This is a genomic window from Pseudomonas extremorientalis (assembly GCF_001870465.1).
In the GTDB taxonomy this organism is placed as follows: Bacteria; Pseudomonadota; Gammaproteobacteria; order Pseudomonadales; family Pseudomonadaceae; genus Aquipseudomonas; species Aquipseudomonas extremorientalis.
In genome coordinates this window covers 74503-99921 of the sequence record NZ_MDGK01000037.1, presented here as the reverse complement: position 1 = coordinate 99921, position 25419 = coordinate 74503, and the positions used below count along the sequence as shown (strand labels likewise).

The window sequence follows — 25419 nt, the reverse complement described above, 5'->3', positions numbered from 1 at the left end:
AGACACACCAAAGCCGCCCATTGGGGCGGCCCGGTGGTTAACTCAGCCGATTACCACTGGTAGGTGGCACTGGCGACGACGCTGCGTTGGTCGCCGAAGTAGCAGTAGGAACCGTCACAGGTGGAGATGTAGTCCTTGTTGAACAGGTTGGTGGCATTGAGTTTGACCGAGGCGCCTTTGAGGCTGTTGTCCAGGCGACCCAAGTCGTAATGCACCGCACCGTCGAAAACGGTGTAGGCGTTGGCTTTGCCGAGCCAGGTGTTGCCCTGGTCGCCGTAGGTGTTGCCGGTGTAGCGCGCGCCGAAGCCGATACCGAAGCCGTCCAGTACACCGGTGTGCCAGGTGTAGTCGGTCCAGAGCGACGCTTGCTGATTTGGCATCAGTTGCAGGCGGTTACCTTTGAAGTCGCCTTTTTGGACTTCGGATTTGGCCAGTGTGTAGGCGGCGATCACCTTGAGGTTTTCGGTCACGTCAGACACGGCTTCCAACTCCAGGCCTTTGACTTTCACTTCGCCGGTCTGGTCGGTGACCGCCTGGCCGCCTGCACCTGTGCTGGTGACCAGTACGTTTTTCTGGGTCAGGTCATACACCGCCGCACTCAAGAGGGTGTTGGAACCGGGTGGCTGGTACTTGATCCCGAGTTCCCACTGCTTGCCTTCGGTTGGCTTGTACGATTTGAGTGGGTCTACGCTGGCGTTGCTCGCTGGCTGGAAAGATTCAGCGTAGGACAAGTACGGCACAAAGCCCGAGTCGAACACATAGCTCAACGCTGCGTTGCCACTGAAGTTCTTGCTGCGGTCGGTGTTGGTGACGTCGTTCTTATTGAAGTAGGTCGTGCCCTGATGGACCCAGTCTTCACGACCGCCCAGGGTCAGGCGCCAATTGTCCAAGGCCATCTGGTCTTGTACGTAGAGGCCGGTCTGGATGGTTTTTTGGTTGTAATCGTAAAACGCATCGGAGCGTGGAGGACGTACGACCGGCGTGGTGTTTACAGGATTGAAGATGTTGACGGTGCCTGCTCCGCCGTAGATCGACAGGTATGACGTATCGGTACGCTGGTGATCCAGGCCCAGCAGCAGGGTATGCGTGACATCGCCGGTGGCGAAGTCTGCCTGGAAGTTGTTGTCGACTGCGAACTGGCCGATGTTCTCGTCGACGTTGGTCGAGGTGCGGCCGATGTTACCGGCAGCGTCAACCGGGTAATAGGCATAAGCGCCCACGGTCAGTTGCTGGAACGACAGCTCCGACTTGGTGTAGCGCAGGTTCTGTTTGAACTGCCAGGTGTCGTTGAAGCGGTGCTCGAACGCATAGCCCAACGCGTAATAGGTGCGGTCGTAAAACTCGTAGTCCGGGTCGCCCAGGTTCTTGTGGTGGGACACATCGCCCAATGGCGATTTGATCTTGGTGCCCACGATAGGCAGGAACTGACTGGTGGCGCCCGTATCGTCGCGAGTGAACTGCGACAGGAAGGTCAGCTTGGTGTCCGGGTCGATGTTCCAGGTCAGGCTGGGCGCAATGTTGTAGCGCTTGTTATCGATGTGGTCGACCTGGGTGCCGGCATCCCGCACCACGCCGCTGAGGCCATAGAGGAACTGGCCTTCGTCATCGATCTTGCCGGTGCTGGCGAAGTTGATCTGGCGGTAGTTGTCGCTGCCGTATTGCACCTGTACGGCATTGCTCGATTCAGCACTGGGGCGGCGGCTGACCATGTCCAGCAAACCGCCCGGCGGGGTCTGGCCGTAGATCGACGAGGCCGGGCCGCGCAGCAGGGCGAGGCGGTCGAGGTTCCAGGTTTCGGCTTTCGGGTTGGCGTACACCCCGCGTGGCAGCGGCAGGCCGTCGAGGAACTGGGTTGGTTCGAAGCCGCGCACGCGCATCCAGTCGTAGCGGGTGTCGCTGCCGTAGCTGGCGGACACGATGCCGGGCATGTATTTGACCGCATCGTCCAGGTTCTGCACGTTGCGGTCCTGCATCTGCTGGCGCGTGGCAACCGAGATCGAGCGCGGCGCCTCGACCAACGCCGTGTCGGTCTTGGTGCCGGCGGCGGTGCGCTTGGCCAGGTAGCCGTCGACCGGGCCCCAGGCGCTTTCATAGCTGTCCTGGCCGGTGATATTGGTGGTCGGCAACGCTACGATGCCTTCCGGAATTGCCACCAGGGTGTAGGTTCCCGCACTGCTTTGTTCCAACTGCAGTCCCGTCCCTCGCAACGCCTCACGCAGCGCGCCGGGTGCGTCGAACTGGCCCTGGACCGGCGCCGAGGTCTTGCCCGATGCCAGTGCCGGGCTGAGAGTCAGTGCCAGGCCGCCCTGGCTGGCAATCTGGTTCAGGGTGCTGGCCAGTGGCGCCGCCGGCAGGTTGTAGGCGCGCACGCTGGACGCCTGTTCGGCGGCGATCAGCGACGTGCTGGCCAGCGGGGCGCCGAGGGCAATGGCCACGGCTAACAGGCTGGGGCGCAACAAGGTGTCTAGCGTGCGGGACATAGGGCGGCTCCTGAATGGAAGTAATTCGCAATTGCCTATGTGCCGAACGAGAATCAGAAAGTGATAGGGCGGGGGGAAATATTTTTTATTTGGCGGCAGGTGCCTTGCCAGTCACCGTCACCCACCACGGCGTGTGCTGCTCGATCTGCACCGGCAGGGTCGGCAGCAGCGCATTAAGCGCCAGCGTGGTGTCGCGCAATGGGAAGCTGCCAGTGATGCGCAGGTCGGCCACGTTTTTATCCACACCCAGGTAACCGGTGCGGTAGCGGCTCAATTCCTCGATCACATCGCCCAGGCGGGCGTTGTCCACCACCAGCATGCCGCGGGTCCAGGCGTCGGTGGCGGGGGTAACGGCCAGCAGTGGGCCGAGGCCGTCGCTGCGCATCAGCACTTGCTGGCCGGCCTTGAAGATTTGCTCCTGATGCAGCGCCTCGGGCTGGGCGGCCACCGCCGATTGCAGCACGCTCAAGCGCGTGGCGTCGTCTTCGCGCTTGACGATGAACCGCGTGCCCAACGCCCGCAGGCTGCCGTCGCGGGTTTGCACATAGAACGGGCGGGCATCGTTATGGCCGGTCTCGACCAGGATCTCGCCTTCCTGCAATACGATCAGGCGACGTTTTTCATCAAAACGCACGTCGATGGCGCTGTGGGTATTGAGGTTGATCAGCGTACCGTCCGCCAGCTTCAGCGTGCGCTGTTCACCCGTGGCGGTACGTTGGTCGGCCAGCCAATAGTGGATCGGCACATAGCGCTCGCCTGCAAACAACGCCAGGCCGATCACCAGTGCAATGCTCGCCAGCCCACTGCCCAGCTTGCGCACGCGTTGGCGGATGCCTTCGCGCGATTGCAACAACGCCACCCGCGCCGGGCCCGAGGCCATGCTGAAACGCTGGTCGAGCATGCCCAGTTGGCGCCAGGCGCGGGCGTGCTCTTCATCGCTGGCCAGCCATTTATCGAACTCTTCGCGCTCAATGGCGCTGCCGTCGCCTGAATCAAGGGACAGCTGCCAGGCAATCGCCGCATCCAGCACGCGGGCCGACACGGGTTTGGAGCTGATCACCGTCACAGCGGCTCGCCATACAGCGCGATGTAGCATTGGCGAATACCCTGGGCCAGGTACTGGCGCACCCGGGGTACGGATACGCCCAGGCGATGGGCGATTTCCGCGTGGCCCAGGCCGTCGAGGCGGTTATAGAGGAAGGCGGCGCGGGCCTTGCTCGACAGCTTGCCGAGCAGACGGTCGATGGCCTTGAGGTCTTCGAGGATCAGTTGCTGTTCTTCCGGCGAGGGATGTTCGCTTTCCGGGATCAGCATCAGTTCGGTGAGATACGCCTGCTCCAGGGCGGCGCGGCGGAAGTAGTCGAACAACAGGCCCTTGGCGATCGCCACCAGAAAGGCCCGTGGCTCGCGGGGTTCGCGCAGCTCATCACGGCCGAGCAGACGTGTGAAGGTGTCCTGGCTCAAATCCTCGGCACGGCTCGGGCAGGCGACGTTGCGTCGAAGCCAGGCCAACAGCCAGCCACGATGGTCGCGATACAACGCACCAACAAGCTCACTGCGTGGGTTCTGGATCGACGACAAGGCATCACCTGGTAAACGCGATGTTTAAACTAACGAGAATTATTCGCGATTGTGTCAGAGCCGTGGGGTGGGCGCAATTGGCGTCTGTCGGTTTGTACCGGGGCAAGCCTGCTCACCACAAGGATCGGCGGCCTTAGAAAGAGGGCGCGTGTTTACGCCGTTTCCATTGGCTCAAACGCTCTAGCAGCGCCTGTGGCGTGTCGATGTGCTGCGCCCGTGCGCGGCTGAACAGGATCAGCATCAGCTCTGCCGTGGCCAGGGCATCGGCGCTGGCGTGATGGCGCTCGCCCACGTGCAGGTTGAAATGGTTGATCCAGTCGTCCAGCCCGGCCTCGCGGATATGCGCGTCGGGGCACAGCAAAGGGGCGATGTCGGCCACGTCCAGGAACGGGTGGGCCAGGCGGTAACCCAGGCTGTCCTTGAGCGCCCGGCACAGCATGTGTTGATCGAATGGCGCATGGAAGGCCAGTAAAGGGCTGTCGCCGACGAACTCCATGAAATCCAGCAGTGCCTCGGCCGGGTCGCTGCCGGCGGCAATGGCACTGGGGCCGAGGCCGTGGATCAGTACGCTGGGGCTGAGTCTGGTCTCGGCGCGTTGCAGGGTGCGTTCGAACATCTGGGAGAAGTCCACCGCACCGTCCTCGATCACCACCGCGCCGATGGACAGCACCTGATCGCGATTGAGGTTCAGGCCACTGGTTTCCAGGTCCACCACCACCCAGCGCTGGCTGCGCAAAGGTTCGTTGCCTAGAGGCGAAGGCTTGCACAGTTGCTCCAGGCGCTGTTGTTGCGTGCTGTCGAGCCCCGGTTTTTTCGTACGCAGCCAGTTGAACAAGCTCACAGCTGATACCGCAACGTCAGGCTGCTTTGCAGGCGTTGGGCCTGGCGCAGGGATTCCCGCAGGATGCGCCGGTCCAGATGGTTGAGGCTGTCGGGGTCGACGCGGTTGGAATACGGCTGGTTCTCGCGGGTCTGCAACTGGTGCTGCTGCATGCGGGTTTGCTGGATAAAGTGGTAGGCCTCTTCGTAGGCGGCGCCGTCCAGGGGCTCGATCACTTCCTTGACCACCAGTTGGCGCAGGCGCTCCAAGGTGTTGTTGGCGTGGATGCCATTGGCCAGGGCCAGCAGGCGCGCGCCGTCCACAAATGGCGTAAGGCCCTGCACCTTGAGGTCGAGGGTGGCTTTCTCGCCCCCTTTACGGGTCAGCACAAACTCGCGGAAGCGTCCTACAGGTGGGCGCTGGCGCAACGCGTTCTCGGCCAGCATGCGTTGGAACAATCGGTTGTCCGCGACCTGATCCAGAATGCCCTGGCGCAGTTGCTCGCAGCCACGCTCGTCGCCCCACACCACCCGCAGATCGAAATAGATACTGGAACCCAGCAGATTCTCCGGCGTGGCCTCGCGGATAAACGCTGCGAAACGGCGCGCCCACTCAGCCCGCGACAGGCACAACTCCGGGTTGCCGGCCATGATATTGCCCTTGCACAAGCTGAACCCGCAGAGCGCCAGGCTCTGGTTGATCTGCTGCGCCAGCGGCAGCAGCCGGCCACGCATCTCGGCCGCTTCGGCGGCGTCCTTGGCATCGAACAGGATGCCATTGTCCTGGTCGGTATACAGCGTCTGCTCGCGGCGGCCTTCGCTGCCAAAGCACAGCCAGCTGAACGGCACGCCGGGGTCGCCTTTCTCGGCCAGGGTCAGTTCGATCACCCGGCACACGGTGTGGTCGTTGAGCAGCGTAATGATGTGGGTGATCTGGGTGGACGACGCACCATGTGCCAGCATGCGCTCCACCAATTGGCCGATTTCGCCGCGAATCGCTACCAGGTTGTCTACCCGCGGTGCGTTGCGGATGGTGCGCGCCAGGTGCACCAGGTCCACCCGTTGCAGGGAAAACAGGTCGCGTTCGGACACCACGCCGCACAGGCGCTGCTCCTTGACCAGGCACACATGGGCGATATGCCGCTCGGTCATGGCGATGGCCGCGTCGAAGGCGCTGTGGTCCGGGGTCAGGAAAAACGGTGCCTGGGTCATATGGCCTTCAATGGCCCGGCTGAAATCGCTGGTGCCATCGGCCACCACCTGGCGCAGGTCGCGCAGGGTGAAAATCCCCAGGGGCGCTTTGTGTTCATCGACGATCACGATACTGCCCACCTGCTGCTCATGCATCAGCGTAACGGCCTCGCGCAGCGGTGTGGTGGGGCTGCACGTTACCGGGTGGCGCATGGCCAATTCACCCAGGCGAGTGTTCAGGGAGTATTGAGTGCCGAGGGTTTCCACCGCCTTTTGCTGCACTTGCTGGTTGACCTGGTCCAACAGGCTGCTGACGCCGCGCAGGGCAAAGTCGCGAAACGGGCTGGACAGCGCGAACAGCTTGATAAACGCCGGTTTGTTCAGTTGCAGGCAGAAGGTGTCTTCGGCGGCCTTGTGCTCGGTGCGGGTGGCCCGTTCGCCGAGCAGGGCTGCCAGGGGGAAGCATTCGCCCGTGGTGATTTCAAAAGTGGTTTCGGCGCTGTCCGGCCGCTCGCCCACGACGCGACCCTGCTTGACGATATAAAAATGCTCTACCGGGCCGCCCGACGGTTTGAGGATGCTGTCGCCGGGGCTGTAGAAGCGTAACTGGCACTGTTCCACCAAAAACGCCAGGTGCGCGTTTTCCATCTGGTTGAACGGCGGGAAACGTTGCAGGAATTGCAGGGTGCCGTGGATATTTTGCAGTACAGCAGTTTTCCCCGCCTGGGCGTAGGCATCAGCTTTACTCATAACAGTGACCGCAGTTTTTTTGTCGTTATCGTCCCTCATGGTCGACTCCTGCGCAGCGGGTGCCCATTGGACGTAAGTCTAGGTCGCTGAAAACACCATAGAACTAGGGAAAAACCTTACATGACTATCGTCCAAACCCCGTAGAACACCCACTAGTCAAACTTTCCGACGAAGTGCACATTGATCGCCCTTCCGCAGATGTCTGACGAGTGTGCTGGGAGCTAGATGAGAATTGCTGAGAACCGTATGTCCGACCACGATATTTTGAGCGATGCCGAGCGTGAGGCGCTGAGCGCCGTGATGCTGGAGCCTGATTTACCGCCACAACGCGTGTTGATTGTTGACGATGACAAGGACGCGCGTGAACTGCTGGCGGAAATCCTGGGGCTGGACGGTATTCGCTGCATGACCGCCGACAGTGGTGAGGCAGCGTGGGATTTGTTGAAGTCCAGCAGCTCTATCGGTTTGTTGATCACCGACCTGCGCATGGCGCCCAGCAATGGCCTGGAACTGATCCGACAAGTGCGTGAATCCACCCGGGCGGCGTTGCCGATCATCATCATGTCGGGGGACGCCGAAGCGCCGGACGTGATCGATGCGATGCACTTGAGCGTAGTGGACTTTTTGCTCAAGCCGATTGATAGCGTGAAATTGGCAAAGATGGTGAAGCGGGAGTTGGGGATGGCGTCCTGATTCTGCGGTGGCTATAACGGCCTCATCGGGGGCAAGCCCCCTCCCACATGTTCTATTAGTTGTGGGAGGGGGCTTGCCCCCGATAGCGCCAGTTCAGCCACCACAACCCCAAAGAAAAAGCCCCGATCTCTCGATCAGGGCTTTTTCATTTACAGGCCGTTTTTAGCCTTGAACTCCCGACGCCGACGGTGCAACACCGGCTCGGTGTACCCGTTCGGCTGCTTGGTCCCTTCAATCACCAACTCCACCGCTGCCTGGAACGCGATGTTGCTGTCGAAATCCGGCGCCAGCGGACGATACAACTTGTCCCCGGCATTCTGACGGTCCACCACCGGCGCCATGCGCTTGAGGCTTTCCATCACCTGGGCTTCGTCGACGATGCCGTGGCGCAGCCAGTTGGCGATGTGCTGGCTGGAGATACGCAGGGTGGCGCGGTCTTCCATCAGGCCCACATCGTTGATGTCCGGCACTTTCGAGCAGCCGACGCCCTGGTCGATCCAGCGGACGACATAACCCAGGATGCCCTGGGCGTTGTTGTCCAGCTCGTTGCGGATCTCTTCGTCAGACCAATCGGTGTTGCTGGCCAGGGGAATGGTCAGGATGTCGTCCACCGACGCGCGCTCGCGCTTGGCCAACTCGGCCTGGCGGGCGAACACGTCGACCTTGTGGTAGTGCAACACGTGCAGCGCCGCCGCCGTAGGCGATGGCACCCACGCGGTATTGGCACCGGCCAGTGGGTGGGCGATTTTCTGTTCGAGCATCGCCGCCATCAGGTCGGGCATCGCCCACATGCCTTTACCGATCTGCGCACGGCCTTGCAGCCCGGTGCTCAAACCGATATCGACGTTCCAGTTTTCGTAGGCGCCGATCCATTTTTCCGCCTTCATCGCCGCCTTGCGCACCATCGCGCCGGCTTCCATGGAGGTGTGGATCTCGTCGCCCGTACGGTCGAGGAAGCCGGTGTTGATAAACACCACGCGCTCGCTGGCGGCCTTGATGCAGGCCTTGAGGTTGACCGTGGTGCGGCGTTCCTCGTCCATGATCCCGACTTTCAGCGTATTGCGTGGCAGCTTCAGCACGTCTTCGATACGGCCGAACAGCTCGTTGGTGAACGCGGCTTCTTCCGGGCCGTGCATCTTTGGTTTCACGATGTACACGGAACCGGTGCGGCTGTTCTTGCGGCTGCTGTTGCCGTTGAGGCTATGGATCGCGGCCAGGCTGGTGATCAGCCCGTCGAGAATGCCTTCCGGCACTTCGTTGCCGTCTTTGTCGAGGATCGCGTCGATAGTCATCAGATGACCCACGTTGCGTACGAACAGCAGCGAACGGCCATGCAGCGTCACGTCCTGGCCATTTACGCCGGTGTACACGCGGTCGGCGTTCATGGTCCGGGTGAAGGTCTTGCCGCCCTTGGACACTTCTTCGGCCAGGTCGCCCTTCATCAGGCCGAGCCAGTTGCGGTAGATCACCACTTTATCGTCGGCATCCACGGCGGCGACGGAGTCTTCGCAGTCCATGATGGTGGTCAGCGCGGCTTCCACCAGCACGTCTTTGACGCCGGCGGCGTCGGTCTGGCCGACCGGGGTGTTGGCGTCGATCTGGATTTCGAAGTGCAGGCCGTTGTGTTTCAACAGGATCGCAATCGGCTGGGCGCTGTCACCCTGGAAGCCGATCAGTTGTGAGTCGTCGCGCAGGCCGCTGTTGCTGCCGCCCTTGAGGCTGACGATCAGCGTGCCATCGACGATCTTGTAGCCGGTCGAATCCACATGGCTGCCGGCGCTGAGCGGTGCGGCTTCATCGAGGAAGGCGCGGGCGAAGGCGATCACCTTGTCGCCACGGACTTTGTTGTAGCCCTGGCCCTTCTCGGCGCCGTCGGCTTCGCTGATGGCGTCGGTGCCGTACAGGGCGTCATACAACGAGCCCCAACGCGCATTCGAGGCGTTGAGGGCAAAGCGCGCGTTCATCACGGGCACCACCAGCTGCGGGCCGGCCATGCGGGCGATCTCGTCATCGACGTTTTGGGTCGTGGCCTGGAAATCCGCGGCTTCTGGCAGCAGGTATCCAATGTCTTGCAGGAAGGCTTTGTAAGCCACGGGGTTGTGCGCTTTACCTGCGTGAGTCTGGTGCCAGGTATCGATCCGCGCTTGGAAATCGTCGCGTTTGGCGAGTAGGGCTTTGTTCTTCGGTGCCAGGTCGTGGATGACCTTGTCGGCACCGGCCCAGAACTGGTCGGCAGTGATGCCGGTACCGGGAATGGCTTCGTTGTTCACGAAGTCGAACAGGACTTTGGCGACCTGCAGGCCACCGACTTGAACGTGTTCAGTCATTGCTTGCCTCACTCTGCGGAGCTTATGCGCTTTTTCAGATTTTCATTATGTAGTGCACGGTTGGGCATACTACATGATGACTTGCGGTTGTGAAAATTAGACTAAATACGTCGTTTAGCGACCCACTTTGGTCGTACGGTCACAGCGGAGAACCGGATGTTCTCAAAAAACTATTGGATTGTTCCAGATAAATATAAAAATGGTACACGATTTGTTTTCGAGGGCTTCCGAGTCCACCTTGTAGATTGAATTCAGAGGGCTTCGCCATGGACCATCTTGTACTCACAATTATCGCCGCCGACAAACCCGGCCTGGTTGAACGCATCGCGCAGAATATTGCCACCCACGGTGGCAATTGGCTGGAAAGCCGCATGGCGCACATGGCCGGGCAATTTGCCGGGATCCTGCGGGTCAGCGTTCCAACAGAGAACCGTCAGGCGCTGGTCGGCGCGCTGGAGGACTTATCCACACACGGCATTCGCGTGCTGGTGGGCGAAGGCAGCAGCGGGCAGGCCTCGGCCTCCAAGTCGATCATGATGACGCTGGTGGGCAATGACCGTGCGGGCATTGTGCGCGAGATTACGGCGCTGCTGAGCAAGCAGGGCGTGAACCTGGAGAGCCTGAGCACGGACGTGCGCCCGGCGCCCATGAGCGGTGATCCGTTGTTTACTGCTGAAGCGCTGCTGCAGGTGCCGGCAGCGTTATCCCTGGATACCTTGCAGTTGTCCCTGGAAACCCTGGCGGACGACCTGATGGTGGAACTGCATCACGAGGAATAATCGGCCCACAGGGTTATGCATGGAAATCTTGCATGGGCCTGTGGATAACCTGTAGAGACCCGGCGCCAGGCCACGCCGTGCGGGGTTCTTCGCTACTTGAGCAAAAAACGAGCAGCTTCAAGGGCTTGTGCACAAATGGCGGGGATCAGGTTGTGGATAACCTTGGGGTGGATGTCTGCAAGCCACGTAGATTATGGCTTGCAGAGGTTTGTACGTTATTTGATCAGCGTTTGCGTGCGCTGAGCCAGATATCCACGCTGTACACCACCAGGCCCGCCCAGATGAACGCGAAGGCGGTCAAGGTGCTTGGTGCCAGATGCTCGCCGAACAGCAGCACGGCTTCCAGCAATACCAGGGTCGGCGCGACGTACTGCAAAAAGCCCAGGGCGGTATAGGGCAAATGCCGTGCGGCGGCGTTGAAACACACCAGCGGGATCAGTGTCACCGGGCCGGCGGCTACCAGCCACCAGGCTTCGGAGGTGCCCCAGAATTCCATCTGCGCACTGTGGGCGGTCGGGTTGAACAGCAGCCATGCAACCGCAATCGGCACCAGCATCCAGGTTTCCACCACCAGCCCCGGCAGGGCTTTCACCGGTGCCTGCTTGCGAATCAGCCCGTAGAAACCAAAGGTCAACGCCAGTACCAGCGATACCCACGGCAGGCTGCCCACTTGCCACACCTGCTGCGCCACACCCACCGCAGCCAGCCCAACGGCGACCCACTGCAAACGGCGCAGGCGTTCACCCAGGATCAACATGCCCAGTACCACATTCACCAACGGGTTGATGTAGTAACCCAGGCTCGCCTCCAGCATGCGCCCGGTGTTGACCGACCACACGTATGTCAGCCAGTTACCCGCGATCAACGAACCACTGAGTGCCAGGATCGCCAGGCGCTTGGGGTTGTCGCGCAGTTCGCGGAACCAGCCGGGATGTTTCCACACCATCAACAGCAAACCGCCGAACAGCGCCGACCACAGCACGCGGTGCACGATGATCTCTGCGGCGGGCACGCTGGCGATGGCTTTGAAGTAGAGCGGGAACAGGCCCCAGATGACATAGGCGCTCAGGCCCAGGATGTACCCCTTGCGGGGGTTGGCGGCGTGCATTGCAGAATCCTTGCTTAGGCAGCTAACAAAGGCGTGATTGTAAGTACATTTGGCGGGCAATGTGATCTGCTTTGCTTTGGGTGGGAGGGGGCTTGCCCCCGATTGCTGTGTGTCAGTCACAGATGCATCAACTGGCAGACTGCAATCGGGGGCAAGCCCCCTCCCACATTTAACTCGACAGGTCAGAAGAGTTTCAGGGGTTCTTCGTTGAGGGCCGCCAATTGCTCGCGCAGCGCCAGCACCTGATCGCCCCAATACCGCTCGCTGCCAAACCACGGAAAGCTATGGGGGAACGCCGGGTCATCCCAGCGGCGTGCCAGCCAGGCGCTGTAATGCATCAGGCGCAGGGCACGCAGGGGTTCGATCAGCGCCAGTTCACGCGGGTCGAAGTCGTGGAACTCCTGATAGCCGTCCATCAATTCCGACAGCTGCCCCAGACATTCCTGGCGATCGCCGGCGAGCATCATCCACAGGTCCTGCACCGCCGGGCCCATGCGGCAGTCATCCAGGTCGACGATGTGGAACATCTCGTCGCGGCACATCATGTTGCCGGGATGGCAATCGCCGTGCATGCGGATGTTCTTGTGCGGCGTGGCCCTGTACACCTCTTCCACACGCTTGAGCAGGTCGCGGGCCACGGACTCGTAGGCCGGCAACAGGCTCTTGGGGATGAAATTGCCTTCGAGCAGGGTGGTGAGGGAGTCGTGCCCGAAATTCTTCACGCCCAGGGCTTCACGGTGTTCGAACGGGCGGGTAGAGCCCACCGCATGCAAACGGCCGAGCAGTTGCCCGAGGCGATAGAGTTGGTCGAGGTTGCCTGGTTCCGGCGCGCGGCCGCCACGGCGCGGGAACAGGGTGAAGCGGAATCCGGCATGTTCGAACAGGCTTTCGCCGTTGTGGATCAGTGGCGCGACCACCGGCACTTCGCATTCGGCCAGTTCGAAGGTGAAGCGGTGTTCTTCGAGGATAGCCTCGTTGGTCCAGCGCTGCGGGCGGTAGAACTTGGCGATCAGTGGCTCGGCGTCTTCGATGCCGACTTGGTAGACGCGGTTTTCGTAGCTGTTGAGTGCCAGGACGCGAGCGTCGCTGAGGAAACCGATGCTTTCGACGGCGTCGAGGACCAGGTCGGGGGTGAGTGTTTCAAACGGGTGGGCCATGCGAACTCCTGCGCGCAGCAGGGCGCCGCGTCCGGCCGGGTATGGTAACGCACCGGGGCTGAGATAGGGGGTGGCTGTGCCATTGCTATCGGGGGCAAGTCGAATCGTCGCACCGCCCCTCCCACATTGACTGCATTCACATATTTTGACTGTGAACACAGTCAGTGTGGGAGGGGGCTTGCCCCCGATGAGGCTTTGTCAGGCGCCGACGATACCGCCGTCATCCCGCCGAATTGCCATCACTGACGAGCGCGGCTTGCCATTTGGCAGATGTTCCGGCCAGGTCGAACCGCCGGTTTCGCCTGGGTGCTGAATCCCCACAAACAACGTCTTCTGATCCGGCGAGAAGCTGATGCCCGTCACTTCACACGCTACCGGGCCGACCATGAAACGGCGGATTTCCCCGGTGGAGGGGTCGGCGCAGAGCATCTGGTTGTTGCCCATGCCCGCGAAGTCACCCGCGTTGCTGTAGTCGCCATCGGTGAGAATCCACAGGCGTCCAGCCTTGTCGAAACCCAGGCCGTCCGGGCTGTTGAACATGTTCTGCGGGTTGATATTCGACGAGCCACCCTTTGGCGTGCCAGCGTGCACGCCCGGGTTGCCGGCCACCACAAACAGGTCCCAGCTGAATTCGGTGGAACCGTGGTTATCCGCGTCGGCCTTCCAGCGCAGGATCTGGCCGTAGACGTTTTTTTCACGCGGGTTGGGGCCGCCCACCGGCTGGCCGTCTTCACCGCGCTTGGCGTTGTTGGTGAGGGTGCAATAGACCTGGCCATCGGTGGGGCTGACCACGATCCATTCCGGGCGGTCCATGCGCGTGGCCTTCACCACGCTGGCGGCCAGGCGCGCGTGGATCAGCACTTCGGCCTGGCTGGCGAAACCGGTGCTGGCGTCGATGCCGTTCTTGCCGTGGGTGAGTTCGACCCATTGGCCCTTGCCCTTGGGGTGATCGGCGTTGCCGTCGCCCGCGTCGAAGATCGCCACGTACAAGGTGCCGTGGTCGAGCAGGTCCTTGTTGGCCTTGGGGTTGTGGTGGTTGATCGGGTCGCGGCTGACGAACTTGTAGATGAACTCGCCGCGTTCGTCGTCGCCCATGTACACCACGGCGCGGCCGTCACGGGTTTCGGCCAGGGCGGCGTTTTCGTGCTTGAAGCGGCCCAGGGCCGTGCGCTTGACCGGCGTGGACTTGGGGTCGAACGGGTCGATTTCCACCACCCAACCGTGGCGGTTGAGTTCGTTGGGGTTCTTGGCGATGTCGAAGCGCGGGTCGTGCGGGTGCCAGTTGATGTCTTTGCTGGCGGCCACCACACCGTAGCGTTTCTGCCCGGCGTCGAAGGTTTGTTGCGGGTTGCTGCTGCCAAAGCAGTCGGTAAAGTTCTCTTCGCACGTCAGGTAAGTACCCCACGGCGTCTTGCCGTTGGCGCAGTTCTGGAAGGTGCCGAGGGCTTTCTTGCCGGTTTTGTCGGCGCTGGTTTTCAGCCAGGCGTGGCCAGCGGCGGGGCCGCTGAGGTTGATCGGCGAGTTGCCGTGGATGCGCCGGTTGTAGCGCGAGTCCTGCACGAACTGCCAGGTGTCGCCCTTGCGCCGCACTTCGATCACCGACACGCCTTCGCTGGCCTGGGCCTTGCGCACGTCTTCGGCCGATTGCGGCGCGCCGCCGTGGGCGAAGAGGTAGCGGTAATTGGTGTATTCGTTGTTGATCGCCATCAGCGCACGGTTGTCGTCGCCCGGGAAGGCGAACAGGCTCATGCCGTCGTTGTTGTCCCCGAACTGCTGCTCCTGGGCCTTGGCCGTGCCGTTGCCGGACGGGTCGAAGGCGGGTGCGTTCTTGCTCAGCGGTTGGCCCCAACTGATCAGCACCGAGGCGCTGTAGCCTGGCGGCAAGGTGATGGCGTCACTGGTGGCGGCGGCGATGCTGGTAAAGCCCAGCAGCGGGCTGCTGGCGCTGGCGGCGTTGACGGCCAGGGCGCTGCGGCTCAGCAGGTTGCCACCGAGGAACATTGCGGCACCGCACAGGGCGCCAGCGCCGATAAAGCGGCGGCGGGTGAGGCCGACCATCTGTTCAAGGTCGGTGGCTTGGTTTTCTTCTAATAGGCTCATCTCAGGCTCCCTGCGGTTTTTGCAGACACCATAAGGAGCGGGCGTGACGAAATGGTTGCAGTTTGAAGGCGGGCTGCGGCTACACCGGCGTACCGAGCAGCACATTGCTCGGCGCGAACTGCACGGTGATGGTTTTACCTACGACGGCGCCCACGTCCTTGAGTGCGTCGGGCCGCGCCAGGGCGCATAAAACCTGGCCATTGGGCAGGGCGATGCGCACTTCGCCGGGGCCGTCGTCGGCGTCGAGAATGGCGTCGACGGTGCCGCTCATGCAATTGTGTCCAGGTGTTGCAGATTGCTTGGATGGGAGCAATTCCAGCCATCCGGCCTTGATCAATGCGACCACTTCCACACCGGTTTCCAGCTCCAGGCGCTGCGTGCTGTCGTGGGTGATCTGCGCGTCCAGGCTCAGGCCGCCGGCCAGTTGCAGGCGGATCAGATCGTTACGGCCCTGCTGCTCGATGGCGATGACCTGGCCATGCAATTGGTTGCGCGCGCTGGTGCGCAGCATCAAGCGGCCGAGCAGGTTGAAGTCGCTGGCGGCTTCATCGGAGCCCAGCACCTCGGCTTGCAGCGCTTGCAGACGCTGGTACAGACGCAACACGCGCTCACCTTCGGTCGTCAACTTGGCGCCGCCGCCGCCCTTGCCGCCCACGCTGCGTTCTACCAACGGCTTTTGTGCGAGGTTGTTCAACTCGTCGATGGCATCCCACGCCGCCTTGTAACTCAAGCCTGCGCTTTTGGCCGCGCGGGTGATGGAACCCTGCTCGGCGATATGCGCCAGCAAGGCAATGCGCTGGGGGCGGCGAATGATGTGTTGGCTGAGGGAGGCTGGCAGAGACATGGGATACGCTTCGATGGGATTGGCCGAACGTTGCGGGCACGGTGGGCTGGAGTCAAGTCAACTGCCCGGTTTGGGCGTGCGGGCCAGGCAATACACATCGACCTGCTTCGCACCGGCGTTCATCAATAACCGCGCCAGGCTGTGGGCCGTGGCGCCGGTCGTCAGCACGTCGTCGACCAGGGCGAAATGCCGGCCCTGCACCTGGGCGTCGGGCGCCAGGGCGAAGGCGCCGAGCAGGTTGCGTTTACGGTTCTTGGCGTCAAGGGCCTGTTGGGCCACGGTTTCATGGGGGCGTAACAACAGCTGTTCATCGTGGGGGATGTTCAAGTCGCTGCCGAGCCAGCGCGCCAGCATCAACGCCTGGTTGTAGCCGCGTTCGCGCAGACGCTTGCGCGCCATGGGCACCGGTAGCAGGCACTCGGGGCGTACGAGTTCGGTATTGTCAAAGCGATGTTGCAGGTGTTGCGCCAGGAGCCACGCCAGCATCTGCCCGAGGGGCCAGCGTGCCTGATGCTTGAAGCGGCTGATCAGGCTGTCGATGGGAAAGCTGTAGGACCAGGGGGCGATGACCTGTTTAAACGCGGGGGGATTTTTTTGGCATTGCCCGCAGATCAAACCCTCCATCGGCAAGGGCAGGGCACACACATCGCAGTGCTCCATGAGCCAGGGCAGCTCGGTTTCGCAGACGTTGCACACACAATGGGCGGAAGATGTCGCTTCATCACAGATTAAACAGGTTTGTATGTTATTTAACCAGATGTAAACCTGGTGTTTGTATCTCGGTTGACAGTACATGAATCTTCCTTAAATATGCCGAGCATCCGTGTCGTGCCTGTGGGTATTGCCCTTCCCGCAGCGCTTGCCAAAGCATAATCAAGGAATCGCCCATGAGCGCCAGCACCACCGCCACCTTGCGTCACGATTGGTCCCTCGCCGAAGTCAAAGCGCTGTTCGTGCAGCCGTTCAATGACCTGCTGTTCCAGGCGCAGACCGTGCACCGCGCGCATTTCGACGCCAACCGTGTGCAAGTGTCGACGCTGCTCTCGATCAAGACCGGCGCCTGCCCGGAAGATTGCAAATATTGTCCGCAGTCGGGCCACTACAACACCGGGCTGGAAAAAGAGAAGCTGATGGAAGTGCAGAAGGTCCTCGAAGAGGCTGCCCGCGCCAAAGCCATCGGCTCGACGCGCTTCTGCATGGGTGCCGCCTGGAAACACCCGTCGGCCAAAGATATGCCCTATGTGTTGCAGATGGTCAAAGGCGTAAAGGCCATGGGCCTGGAAACCTGCATGACCCTCGGCCGCCTCGACCAGGACCAGACCGAAGCCCTGGCCCAGGCCGGCCTGGACTATTACAACCACAACCTCGACACCTCGCCGGAGTTCTACGGCAGCATCATCACCACCCGCACCTACAGCGAGCGTCTGCAAACCCTGGCCTATGTACGTGATTCGGGGATGAAGATCTGCTCCGGCGGCATCCTCGGCATGGGCGAGTCCCTCGACGACCGCGCCAATTTGCTGATCCAGCTGGCCAACCTGCCGGAGCATCCGGAGTCGGTGCCGATCAACATGCTGGTGAAGGTGGCGGGGACACCGCTGGAAAACGCCGAAGACATCGACCCATTCGACTTCATCCGCATGCTCGCCGTGGCGCGCATCCTGATGCCGAAGTCCCACGTGCGCCTGTCGGCCGGCCGTGAGGCGATGAACGAGCAGATGCAGGCGTTGGCGTTCTTTGCCGGTGCCAACTCCATCTTCTACGGCGACAAGTTGCTGACCACCGCCAACCCGCAGGCTGACAAGGACATGCAACTGTTCGCGCGCCTGGGCATCCTGCCGGAAGCCCGTGAAGAACATGCCGATGAAGTGCATCAGGCGGCAATCGAGCAGGCGTTGGTGGAGCAGAAGAGCAGCGAGCAGTTCTACAACGCTGTTGTTTGATTGAAATGCCAGCCAACTGTGGGAAAGGACTGGTGTGGGAGGGGGCTTGCCCCCGATTGCAATCTGTCAGTTGATGTAGGTGTCGACTGACCCATCGCCATCGGGGGCAAGCCCCCTCCCTCACTGGATCCCCTTCACATTCTTTAGCGCGTACATCCTGTTTAATCGAGGCCAGCATGTCTTTCGATCTCGCCGCGCGCCTCGCTGCCCGTCGTGCCGAACACCTTTACCGCCAACGCCCGCTACTCGACAGCCCCCAAGGCCCGGAAGTGGTGGTGGACGGCCAGCCGCTGCTGGCGTTCTGCAATAACGATTACCTGGGCCTGGCCAATCACCCGCAAGTGATCGAGGCCTGGCGCGCCGGTGCCTCCCGTTGGGGGGTGGGCGGCGGCGCTTCGCACCTGGTGGTCGGGCATGCCACGCCGCACCATGAACTGGAAGAGGCCCTGGCCGACCTCACCGGTCGCCCGCGTGCGCTGCTGTTTACCACCGGTTACATGGCCAACCTCGGCGCGGTCACGGCGTTGGTGGGGCAGGGCGATACGGTGCTGGAAGACCGTCTCAACCATGCGTCGCTGCTGGACGCGGGCTTGCTCTCGGGGGCGCGTTTCAAGCGTTACCTGCATAACGATGCGCAGAGCCTGGCCAAGCGCCTGGAGAAAGCTACCGGCAATACCCTGGTGGTCACCGATGGTGTGTTCAGCATGGACGGCGACCTGGCCGACCTGCCCGCGCTGGCCCGCGAAACCAAGGCCAAAGGCGCCTGGTTGATGGTGGATGACGCCCATGGTTTTGGCCCCCTGGGCGCCAACGGCGGCGGGATCGTCGAGCATTTCGGCCTGAGCCAGGAGGACGTGCCGGTGCTGGTCGGCACCCTCGGCAAGGCGTTCGGCACGGCCGGGGCGTTTGTGGCCGGCAGTGAAGAGCTGATCGAAAGCCTGATCCAGTTCGCCCGCCCGTACATCTACACCACCAGCCAACCGCCCGCCCTGGCCTGCGCCACCTTGAAAAGCCTGGAACTGTTGCGCACTGAGCATTGGCGGCGCGAGCACCTCAACCGCCTGATCAGCCAGTTCCGCCAGGGCGCCGAGCAGCTTGGGCTGGACCTGATGGACAGCTTCACGCCGATCCAACCCATCCTGATCGGCGACAGCGCCAAGGCCATGCGGCTGTCGCAGATGCTGCGCGAACGCGGCCTGATGGTCACAGCTATTCGCCCACCGACCGTGCCCGCCGGCAGTGCGCGTCTGCGCGTGACATTGACGGCGGCCCACAGCGCGGCGCAGGTGCAGCTATTGTTAAACGCACTGGAAGCGTGTTTCCGCTTGTTAGGCAGTTCGGAGCCCAACCATGCGTGATCGACTGATATTGCTGCCCGGCTGGGGCCTCGGTGTATCGCCGCTGGAGCCGTTGGCCGCCGCCTTGCAAGGTTTGGACGAGCACCTGCAGGTGCAGATCGAACCGTTGCCCGCACTGGATTCCAGCGACCTGAATGAGTGGCTCGACGAACTCGACGCCACGCTGCCGGACAACGCCTGGCTGGGCGGCTGGTCCCTGGGCGGCATGCTGGCTTCGGAGCTGGCGGCGCGGCGTGGCGAACGTTGCTGTGGCCTGCTGACCCTGGCGAGTAACCCGTGTTTCGTCGCCCGCGCTGGCTGGCCAAGCGCGATGCCCGCCGAGACCTTCGACGCGTTCCTCGCTGGCTGCCATGCCGACTCCCAGGTCACCCTCAAGCGCTTCGGCCTGTTGTGCGCCAAGGGCGCCGAAGACCCGCGCGGACTGTCGCGCCTGCTGGTCAGTGGTGCGCCGAACACGCCCTCCAGTGTGTTGATGCCCGGCCTTGAGCTACTCGCCCAGTTGGATACCCGTGAAGCCTTATTGGCCTATCGCGGCCCGCAGTTGCACCTGTTCGCCGGCTTGGACGGGTTGGTACCCGCCGAAGCCGCCAGCGACCTGCTGGCCCTGCTGCCGGATGTTGAAATCGGCCTGATTGAACAGGCCGGCCACGCTTTTCTTCTGGAAGACCCTCACGGTGTAGCGGGGGCCATCCAGGCTTTTTTGCATGAGTGCGTCGATGACTGATTTATCCCACGCCCCGCTGCCGGGCGCGTTGCCGGACAAGCGCCAGGTGGCGGCGTCCTTTTCCCGTGCCGCCGCCAGTTACGACAGTGTTGCCGAATTGCAGCGGGCGGTGGGCAGCCAATTGCTGGCGCGCCTGCCGGCCAATACCGCGCCGCAACGCTGGTTGGACATGGGCTGCGGCACCGGGTATTTCAGTCGCGTGCTGGGTGAACAGTGGCCCGCCAGCGAAGGCATCGCGCTGGATATCGCCGAAGGCATGCTCAACCACGCACGCCCCCTGGGTGGCGCCGAGCACTTCATCGCCGGCGACGCCGAACGCTTGCCGCTCAAAGCTGAGAGCGTGCAGCTGCTGTTTTCCTCCCTCGCGGTGCAGTGGTGTGCGAATTTCGAGGCGGTGCTCAGCGAAGCCTATCGGGTGTTGCAACCGGGCGGAGTGCTGGCCTTCGCCAGTCTCTGCGTGGGCACCCTGGAAGAACTGCGCGAAAGCTGGCGTGCGGCGGATGGCCTGGTGCACGTCAATCGCTTCCGCACCTTCGAGGCGTATCAACACTTGTGTGCGGCCAGCGGCCTGCGGGTGGTGAGCCTGGAGCGCCGTCCTCATGTGTTGCATTACCCGGATGTACGCAGCCTGACCCACGAATTGAAGGCCCTGGGCGCGCATAACCTCAACCCCGGTCGCCCCGGTGGGTTGACGGGGCGCGCGCGGATTGTTGCACTGGTGCACGCGTATGAGCGGTTCCGCCAGGCCCAAGGCCTGCCGGCGACTTACCAAGTGGTGTATGCCGTACTGGAGAAACCTCTATGAGCGCCGCCTACTTCATCACCGGTACCGACACCGATGTCGGCAAGACCACCATCGCCGCCGGCCTGTTGCACGCGGCGCGGCAAGCCGGTAGAAGCACCGCGGCTGGCAAGCCGGTGGCCTCCGGTTGCCAGGTCACGCCCAAGGGCTTGCGCAACGCCGATGCACTGGCGTTGCTGGCTGAATGCTCGTTGCCGTTGAGTTATGCCGAGGTCAACCCGGTGGCCTTCGAACCGGCCATCGCTCCCCACCTGGCGGCGCGGGAGGCAGGTTTCTCGCTCACCGTGCAATCGTTGTTGAAGCCCATGCAGCAGATTCTGGCACGGCAAGCGGATTTCACCCTGATCGAAGGCGCCGGCGGCTGGCGGGTGCCATTGGCCGATCAGGCGAACCTGTCGGACCTGGCCATGGCGCTGAAGTTGCCGGTGATCCTGGTGGTGGGCGTGCGCCTGGGTTGCATCAGCCATGCCTTGCTGACCGCCGAAGCCATCGCCCGGGACGGCCTGCAGTTGGCCGGGTGGGTGGCCAATATCATCGAGCCCAAGACCTCCCGTCTGGAAGAAAACCTCGCCACCCTGGCCGAGCGCCTGCCTGCGCCATGCCTGGGGCGTGTGCCGAAACTCAAGCACGCCGGGGCTGAAACGGTTGCCGAGTACTTACAGTTGGACCTGCTTGACTGATTTTGGCTATCGACAAGGCATTATGCCATTAGTGTTTTTGACGAGCCCTTTGACGGGATATCTGCTTCAATTCAACTTCACGATTCTCTAAAGGCAGGCTTACGCCATGGAAATCTCTGGAAGCAGCGCGTTTTATTCGGGCCTGAGCAGTATTCAGTCTGGACAGAACCGTGTCGATCAGGCCGCCGGCAGAATTGCCAGCGCCGCGACTACCCAGCCATCGGATGCGCAAAGCGACCGTCTGCAAGCCAACGACCGCGCCCAGCCGTCCAACTCCGCCAGCAATATGGTTGAAATGGCCCAGGGCAAATTCCAAGTGGAGCTCGGCGCCAAAGTCGCCAAGGCTTCGGATGAAATGCTCGGCACCTTGATCGACACCTACGCCTGATCTGCTGGCGCTAAAAATGTGGGAGGGGGCTTGCCCCCGATAGTGATGGATCAGCCAATGTGTGTATGGCTGACATGGCGCTATCGGGGGCAAGCCCCCTCCCACATTTTTACTGTGCCGTCCTTCTGAACTTCTACACTCCCGCAGTCATGTGGCGTCTTGCCGCAAGCGTTGCCGTGCGCGCCATTGATTCGCGTCATGACAAACGGCATCGGGACGACGCTTGACATCCCCAAGTGGTAAACGTATGTTTCAAACACCTGTTTGACCGCCCCAACACTTCCACGCGGTTGTTCATTCCAGATACATCAGCAGAGGTTTATCGCTATGCCTGACTACAAGGCCCCCTTGCGTGATATTCGCTTCGTTCGTGACGAACTGCTTGGCTATGAAGCGCACTATCAGAGCCTGCCGGCTTGCCAGGACGCTACCCCGGACATGGTTGACGCCATCCTTGAAGAAGGCGCCAAGTTCTGTGAGCAAGTGCTGGCACCGCTGAACCGCGTGGGCGACATCGAAGGCTGCACCTGGAGTGAGTCGGGCGTCAAAACCCCTACCGGTTTCAAAGAAGCCTACAAACAGTTCGTCGAAGGCGGCTGGCCAAGCCTGGCCCACGACGTGGCGCACGGCGGCCAAGGCCTGCCGGAATCCCTGGGCCTGGCCGTGAGCGAAATGGTCGGCACCGCCAACTGGTCGTGGGGCATGTACCCGGGCCTGTCCCACGGTGCGATGAACACCATCTCCGAGCACGGCACCCCCGAGCAGCAAGAGGCCTACCTGACCAAACTGGTGTCGGGCGAATGGACCGGCACCATGTGCCTGACCGAGCCACACTGCGGCACCGACCTGGGCATGCTGCGCACCAAGGCCGAGCCTCAGGCTGATGGTTCCTATAAGGTCTCCGGCACCAAGATCTTCATCTCGGCCGGTGAACACGACATGGCTGACAACATCGTCCATATCGTACTGGCCCGCCTGCCGGACGCACCGGCCGGCACCAAAGGCATCTCGCTGTTTATCGTGCCGAAGTTCCTGCCCAACGCCGATGGCTCGATTGGCGCGCGCAACGCCGTGAGCTGTGGTTCCCTGGAACACAAGATGGGCATCCACGGCAACGCCACCTGCGTGATGAACTTCGACGCGGCCACCGGTTTCCTGATCGGCCCGGCGAACAAAGGCCTGAACTGCATGTTCACCTTCATGAACACTGCTCGCCTGGGTACCGCGCTGCAAGGCCTGTCCCATGCCGAGATCGGTTTCCAGGGCGGCCTGAAATATGCCCGCGACCGTCTGCAAATGCGCTCCCTGACCGGCCCGAAAGCACCGGACAAAGCCGCCGACCCGATCATCGTGCACCCTGATGTGCGCCGCATGTTGCTGACCATGAAGGCCTTCGCCGAAGGCAACCGTGCGATGGTGTACTTCACTGCCAAGCAAGTGGACATCGTCAAATACGGCACCGACGACGAAGCCAAGAAACAGGCGGACGGCCTGCTGGCCTTCATGACCCCGATCGCCAAGGCCTTCATGACCGAAGTCGGCTTTGAATCGGCCAACCACGGTGTGCAGATCTACGGCGGCCACGGTTTCATCGCCGAGTGGGGCATGGAGCAGAACGTTCGCGACAGCCGCATTTCGATGCTGTACGAAGGCACCACCGGCATCCAGGCCCTCGACCTGCTGGGCCGTAAAGTGCTGATGACCCAAGGCGAAGCGCTCAAGGGCTTCACCAAGATCGTGCACAAGTTCTGCCAGGCCAACGAAGGCAACGAAGCGGTCAAAGAATTCGTTGCACCGCTGGCTGCGCTGAACAAAGAGTGGGGCGAGTTGACCATGAAGGTCGGGATGGCCGCGATGAAAGACCGTGAAGAAGTGGGTGCCGCCTCGGTGGACTACCTGATGTACTCCGGTTACGCCTGCCTGGCTTACTTCTGGGCCGATATGGCGCGCCTGGCGGCCGAGAAACTGGCTGCCGGCACCACCGAAGAAGCGTTCTACACCGCCAAGCTGCAGACCGCGCGCTTCTACTTCCAGCGCATCCTGCCGCGTACCCGTACGCACGTGGCCACCATGCTGTCGGGCGCCAACAACCTCATGGACATGAAAGAAGAAGACTTCGGCCTGGCTTACTAAGCCTTACCGGGGTTCACTTGCAGAGCCGCCGCTCCCTTGCGGGAGCGGCGGCTTTTTTGTACCCGATAAAAAACCACAGCGCAGCACTCAGGGATTACTGTCGGCTGCCGTTACAGTGATGGCAATGTGATACATGTTCGACGGGTTGTGTTTAACTGTCTGCATAAAGGCACAGTGCCATCATTTTTTGCGGGTCGGAGTTTTACCCTTGTCACGCGTGTCCGCTGTACGTTTCAGTCACTTTCTCCCTTCGTTGCTGCTCTTGCTGGCCGGGCTCTCGGCTGCGTACGTCAAGGACCTCAACGTCTTCTTCACCTCGCTGTTCAATGTATTGCCGACCCTGGTGCTGTTGCTCGGTGGTTCGTACTGCGCGGTGTACCGCCGCCAGCGTGAACTGTTCCTGATGATCACGGTGTACATCGTCTACTTCCTGCTCGATACCCAGACCGACTTCTACCGCGACAATGGCCGCGTGCGCGAAGACGCCGCAGTGGTGTTTCACCTGTGCTGCCTGCTGCTGCCGTTGTTGTTCAGCATCTACGCTCTGTGGCAGGAGAAGACCCACCTGTTTCGTGACTTCGTTGCCCGTGGCGCGGTGTTGCTGGCGGTCGGCAGCGTAGCGCTGGCGCTGGAGCAGAGTTATCCCCAGGCGGTGCTGAACTGGCTGGCGGAGATCCGCTGGCCGGCGCTACATGGTACTTGGATGAGCCTGATCCAGTTGTCTTACCCGATGTTCCTGATAGGCTTCCTGACCCTGGCAGCGCAATACTGGTACCAGCCGCGCCCGCTGCATGCGGCGCAACTGGTGGGGTTGCTCGGCCTGTTCTGGATGTTGCCGCAGACGTTCATCCTGCCCTTCACCCTGAATATCATGTGCAGCCAGGTGATGCTGATGATCGCCGCCGGTGTGGCCCACGAGGCTTATCAAATGGCCTTCCGCGATGAGCTGACCGGCCTGCCGGGGCGTCGTGCGCTGAACGAGCGCATGCAGCGGCTGGGGCGCAACTATGTGCTGGCGATGAGCGACGTCGACCACTTCAAGCGCTTCAACGATACCCATGGTCATGACGTGGGCGACCAGGTATTGCGGCTGGTGGCGAGCAAGCTGTCCAAGGTCAACGGCGGCGGGCGCGCGTACCGCTACGGCGGTGAAGAATTCGCCGTGGTGTTCGCCGGCAAGACCCTGGATGAATGCATGCCGCACCTGGAGGAGATCCGCGAGATCATCGCCGACTACGACATCAAGCTGCGTCATTCGGACCGCCCCCAGGACGATCAGCAGGGTCGCCAGCGCCGTTCAGGCAGCGGCGCCTCCAGTGTCTCAGTGACCATCAGCATCGGCGTGGCCGAACGCCAGGCCGAGCAGCGCACGCCCGAGGAAGTGCTCAAGTCCGCCGACCAGGCGCTGTACGCCGCCAAGGGCGCGGGGCGCAACTGCGTGGTGGCGTCCGGGCAGACCCGGCGTGGCGCGGTGCGCATGGAGAGCGCTGCCGGTTGAGTGATGGCGCTGTATTCAGCGGTTCTACAGTGATTGTTCCGGGCGTTGGCCGGCGGTAGGTTGA

Annotated in this window: 21 protein-coding genes; 10 read left to right on the top strand and 11 right to left on the bottom strand. The window is 62.0% G+C overall.

Features of this window, described 5'->3' with window-relative positions; genetic code table 11:
* Nucleotides 1–50 precede the first annotated feature (50 nt).
* The 5 genes from BFN10_RS14620 to BFN10_RS14600 all read right to left on the bottom strand — a co-directional run bounded on the left by BFN10_RS14620 (nucleotide 51) and on the right by BFN10_RS14600 (nucleotide 6821).
* Entirely contained in the window at nucleotides 51–2480 is a 2430-nt protein-coding gene (locus BFN10_RS14620) for a TonB-dependent siderophore receptor (protein ID WP_071490277.1), read from the bottom strand.
* A gap of 85 nt (nucleotides 2481–2565) precedes the next feature.
* Entirely contained in the window at nucleotides 2566–3546 is a 981-nt protein-coding gene (locus BFN10_RS14615; protein ID WP_071490276.1) for a FecR domain-containing protein, read from the bottom strand.
* Nucleotides 3543–4061: an RNA polymerase sigma factor gene (locus BFN10_RS14610; protein WP_071490275.1), complete on the bottom strand. Its 519-nt coding sequence runs from the start codon at nucleotides 4059–4061 to the stop codon at nucleotides 3543–3545. The genes BFN10_RS14615 and BFN10_RS14610 overlap by 4 nt, the downstream gene beginning before the upstream one ends.
* A gap of 133 nt (nucleotides 4062–4194) precedes the next feature.
* Nucleotides 4195–4902 (bottom strand): 3'-5' exonuclease, encoded by a 708-nt coding sequence (locus BFN10_RS14605; protein ID WP_071490274.1) that lies wholly within the window; start codon nucleotides 4900–4902, stop codon nucleotides 4195–4197.
* Nucleotides 4899–6821, bottom strand: a complete 1923-nt coding sequence (locus BFN10_RS14600; RefSeq protein ID WP_170856044.1) for a putative nucleotidyltransferase substrate binding domain-containing protein — start codon at nucleotides 6819–6821, stop codon at nucleotides 4899–4901. The genes BFN10_RS14605 and BFN10_RS14600 overlap by 4 nt, the downstream gene beginning before the upstream one ends.
* A 246-nt stretch (nucleotides 6822–7067) precedes the next feature.
* Here BFN10_RS14600 and BFN10_RS14595 point away from each other — a divergent pair, with 246 nt between their 5' ends.
* A complete protein-coding gene (locus tag BFN10_RS14595; RefSeq protein ID WP_058426679.1) occupies nucleotides 7068–7514 on the top strand; it encodes a response regulator in 447 nt (148 codons plus the stop codon).
* A 149-nt stretch (nucleotides 7515–7663) separates the two neighbouring features.
* Here BFN10_RS14595 and BFN10_RS14590 read toward each other — a convergent pair whose 3' ends face one another.
* A complete protein-coding gene (locus tag BFN10_RS14590) occupies nucleotides 7664–9841 on the bottom strand; it encodes a malate synthase G (protein WP_071490272.1) in 2178 nt (725 codons plus the stop codon).
* A 266-nt stretch (nucleotides 9842–10107) separates the two neighbouring features.
* Between BFN10_RS14590 and BFN10_RS14585 the strand changes: the two genes are divergently transcribed.
* On the top strand, nucleotides 10108–10620 hold the full coding sequence (locus BFN10_RS14585) for a glycine cleavage system transcriptional repressor (RefSeq protein WP_071490271.1): 513 nt from the start codon (nucleotides 10108–10110) through the stop codon (nucleotides 10618–10620).
* A 223-nt stretch (nucleotides 10621–10843) separates the two neighbouring features.
* On the opposite strand, the gene rarD is transcribed toward BFN10_RS14585, so the two are convergent.
* The 5 genes from rarD to BFN10_RS14560 all read right to left on the bottom strand — a co-directional run bounded on the left by rarD (nucleotide 10844) and on the right by BFN10_RS14560 (nucleotide 16624).
* Nucleotides 10844–11728: an EamA family transporter RarD gene (gene rarD, locus BFN10_RS14580; protein ID WP_071490270.1), complete on the bottom strand. Its 885-nt coding sequence runs from the start codon at nucleotides 11726–11728 to the stop codon at nucleotides 10844–10846.
* Nucleotides 11729–11910: 182 nt separating this feature from the next.
* A complete protein-coding gene (locus BFN10_RS14575) occupies nucleotides 11911–12885 on the bottom strand; it encodes a serine/threonine protein kinase (RefSeq protein WP_071490269.1) in 975 nt (324 codons plus the stop codon).
* Between the two features lie 198 nt (nucleotides 12886–13083).
* Complete coding sequence (locus BFN10_RS14570; RefSeq protein WP_071490268.1) at nucleotides 13084–14985, bottom strand: PhoX family protein; 1902 nt, start codon at nucleotides 14983–14985, stop codon at nucleotides 13084–13086.
* A gap of 79 nt (nucleotides 14986–15064) precedes the next feature.
* The gene (locus BFN10_RS14565) at nucleotides 15065–15829 is read right to left on the bottom strand and encodes a TOBE domain-containing protein (RefSeq protein WP_071490267.1); all 765 of its coding nucleotides are present in this window, start codon (nucleotides 15827–15829) and stop codon (nucleotides 15065–15067) included.
* Between the two features lie 57 nt (nucleotides 15830–15886).
* Nucleotides 15887–16624 (bottom strand): ComF family protein, encoded by a 738-nt coding sequence (locus tag BFN10_RS14560; protein ID WP_071490266.1) that lies wholly within the window; start codon nucleotides 16622–16624, stop codon nucleotides 15887–15889.
* Between the two features lie 92 nt (nucleotides 16625–16716).
* On the opposite strand from BFN10_RS14560, the gene bioB reads away from it, so the two are divergent.
* The 8 genes from bioB (at nucleotide 16717) to BFN10_RS14520 (ending at nucleotide 25355) form a co-directional block, all read left to right on the top strand.
* Nucleotides 16717–17772 carry a biotin synthase BioB gene (gene bioB, locus BFN10_RS14555; protein WP_058426686.1) on the top strand — a complete coding sequence of 352 codons (1056 nt, stop codon included), beginning with the start codon at nucleotides 16717–16719 and terminating at the stop codon, nucleotides 17770–17772.
* 176 nt (nucleotides 17773–17948) lie between these two features.
* Complete coding sequence (bioF, locus tag BFN10_RS14550; protein ID WP_071490265.1) at nucleotides 17949–19130, top strand: 8-amino-7-oxononanoate synthase; 1182 nt, start codon at nucleotides 17949–17951, stop codon at nucleotides 19128–19130.
* Nucleotides 19123–19854 (top strand): alpha/beta fold hydrolase, encoded by a 732-nt coding sequence (locus BFN10_RS14545; protein WP_071490264.1) that lies wholly within the window; start codon nucleotides 19123–19125, stop codon nucleotides 19852–19854. The genes bioF and BFN10_RS14545 overlap by 8 nt, the downstream gene beginning before the upstream one ends.
* Nucleotides 19847–20659 carry a malonyl-ACP O-methyltransferase BioC gene (bioC, locus tag BFN10_RS14540; protein WP_071490263.1) on the top strand — a complete coding sequence of 271 codons (813 nt, stop codon included), beginning with the start codon at nucleotides 19847–19849 and terminating at the stop codon, nucleotides 20657–20659. The genes BFN10_RS14545 and bioC overlap by 8 nt, the downstream gene beginning before the upstream one ends.
* Nucleotides 20656–21336, top strand: coding sequence for a dethiobiotin synthase (bioD, locus tag BFN10_RS14535; protein WP_071490262.1), 681 nt, complete (start codon nucleotides 20656–20658; stop codon nucleotides 21334–21336). Before bioC ends, bioD begins: the two co-directional genes overlap by 4 nt.
* 106 nt (nucleotides 21337–21442) lie before the next feature.
* Nucleotides 21443–21724, top strand: coding sequence for a hypothetical protein (locus BFN10_RS14530; protein WP_058426691.1), 282 nt, complete (start codon nucleotides 21443–21445; stop codon nucleotides 21722–21724).
* A 327-nt stretch (nucleotides 21725–22051) separates the two neighbouring features.
* Nucleotides 22052–23857, top strand: coding sequence for a phenylacyl-CoA dehydrogenase (locus BFN10_RS14525; RefSeq protein ID WP_071490261.1), 1806 nt, complete (start codon nucleotides 22052–22054; stop codon nucleotides 23855–23857).
* A gap of 208 nt (nucleotides 23858–24065) precedes the next feature.
* Nucleotides 24066–25355 carry a GGDEF domain-containing protein gene (locus tag BFN10_RS14520; protein ID WP_071490260.1) on the top strand — a complete coding sequence of 430 codons (1290 nt, stop codon included), beginning with the start codon at nucleotides 24066–24068 and terminating at the stop codon, nucleotides 25353–25355.
* Nucleotides 25356–25419 lie beyond the last annotated feature (64 nt).

Bases quoted from the DNA above. Each gene is read 5' to 3' on its own strand.
- BFN10_RS14620 (WP_071490277.1), bottom strand. From the start codon at position 2,480: ATGTCCCGCACGCTAGACACCTTGTTGCGCCCCAGCCTGTTAGCCGTG.
- BFN10_RS14600 (WP_170856044.1), bottom strand. From the start codon at position 6,821: ATGAGTAAAGCTGATGCCTACGCCCAGGCGGGGAAAACTGCTGTACTG.
- BFN10_RS14595 (WP_058426679.1), top strand. From the start codon at position 7,068: ATGTCCGACCACGATATTTTGAGCGATGCCGAGCGTGAGGCGCTGAGC.
- BFN10_RS14590 (WP_071490272.1), bottom strand. From the start codon at position 9,841: ATGACTGAACACGTTCAAGTCGGTGGCCTGCAGGTCGCCAAAGTCCTG.
- BFN10_RS14585 (WP_071490271.1), top strand. From the start codon at position 10,108: ATGGACCATCTTGTACTCACAATTATCGCCGCCGACAAACCCGGCCTG.
- rarD (WP_071490270.1), bottom strand. From the start codon at position 11,728: ATGCACGCCGCCAACCCCCGCAAGGGGTACATCCTGGGCCTGAGCGCC.
- BFN10_RS14575 (WP_071490269.1), bottom strand. From the start codon at position 12,885: ATGGCCCACCCGTTTGAAACACTCACCCCCGACCTGGTCCTCGACGCC.
- BFN10_RS14570 (WP_071490268.1), bottom strand. From the start codon at position 14,985: ATGAGCCTATTAGAAGAAAACCAAGCCACCGACCTTGAACAGATGGTC.
- BFN10_RS14565 (WP_071490267.1), bottom strand. From the start codon at position 15,829: ATGTCTCTGCCAGCCTCCCTCAGCCAACACATCATTCGCCGCCCCCAG.
- BFN10_RS14560 (WP_071490266.1), bottom strand. From the start codon at position 16,624: ATGTACTGTCAACCGAGATACAAACACCAGGTTTACATCTGGTTAAAT.
- bioB (WP_058426686.1), top strand. From the start codon at position 16,717: ATGAGCGCCAGCACCACCGCCACCTTGCGTCACGATTGGTCCCTCGCC.
- bioF (WP_071490265.1), top strand. From the start codon at position 17,949: ATGTCTTTCGATCTCGCCGCGCGCCTCGCTGCCCGTCGTGCCGAACAC.
- BFN10_RS14545 (WP_071490264.1), top strand. From the start codon at position 19,123: ATGCGTGATCGACTGATATTGCTGCCCGGCTGGGGCCTCGGTGTATCG.
- bioC (WP_071490263.1), top strand. From the start codon at position 19,847: ATGACTGATTTATCCCACGCCCCGCTGCCGGGCGCGTTGCCGGACAAG.
- bioD (WP_071490262.1), top strand. From the start codon at position 20,656: ATGAGCGCCGCCTACTTCATCACCGGTACCGACACCGATGTCGGCAAG.
- BFN10_RS14530 (WP_058426691.1), top strand. From the start codon at position 21,443: ATGGAAATCTCTGGAAGCAGCGCGTTTTATTCGGGCCTGAGCAGTATT.
- BFN10_RS14525 (WP_071490261.1), top strand. From the start codon at position 22,052: ATGCCTGACTACAAGGCCCCCTTGCGTGATATTCGCTTCGTTCGTGAC.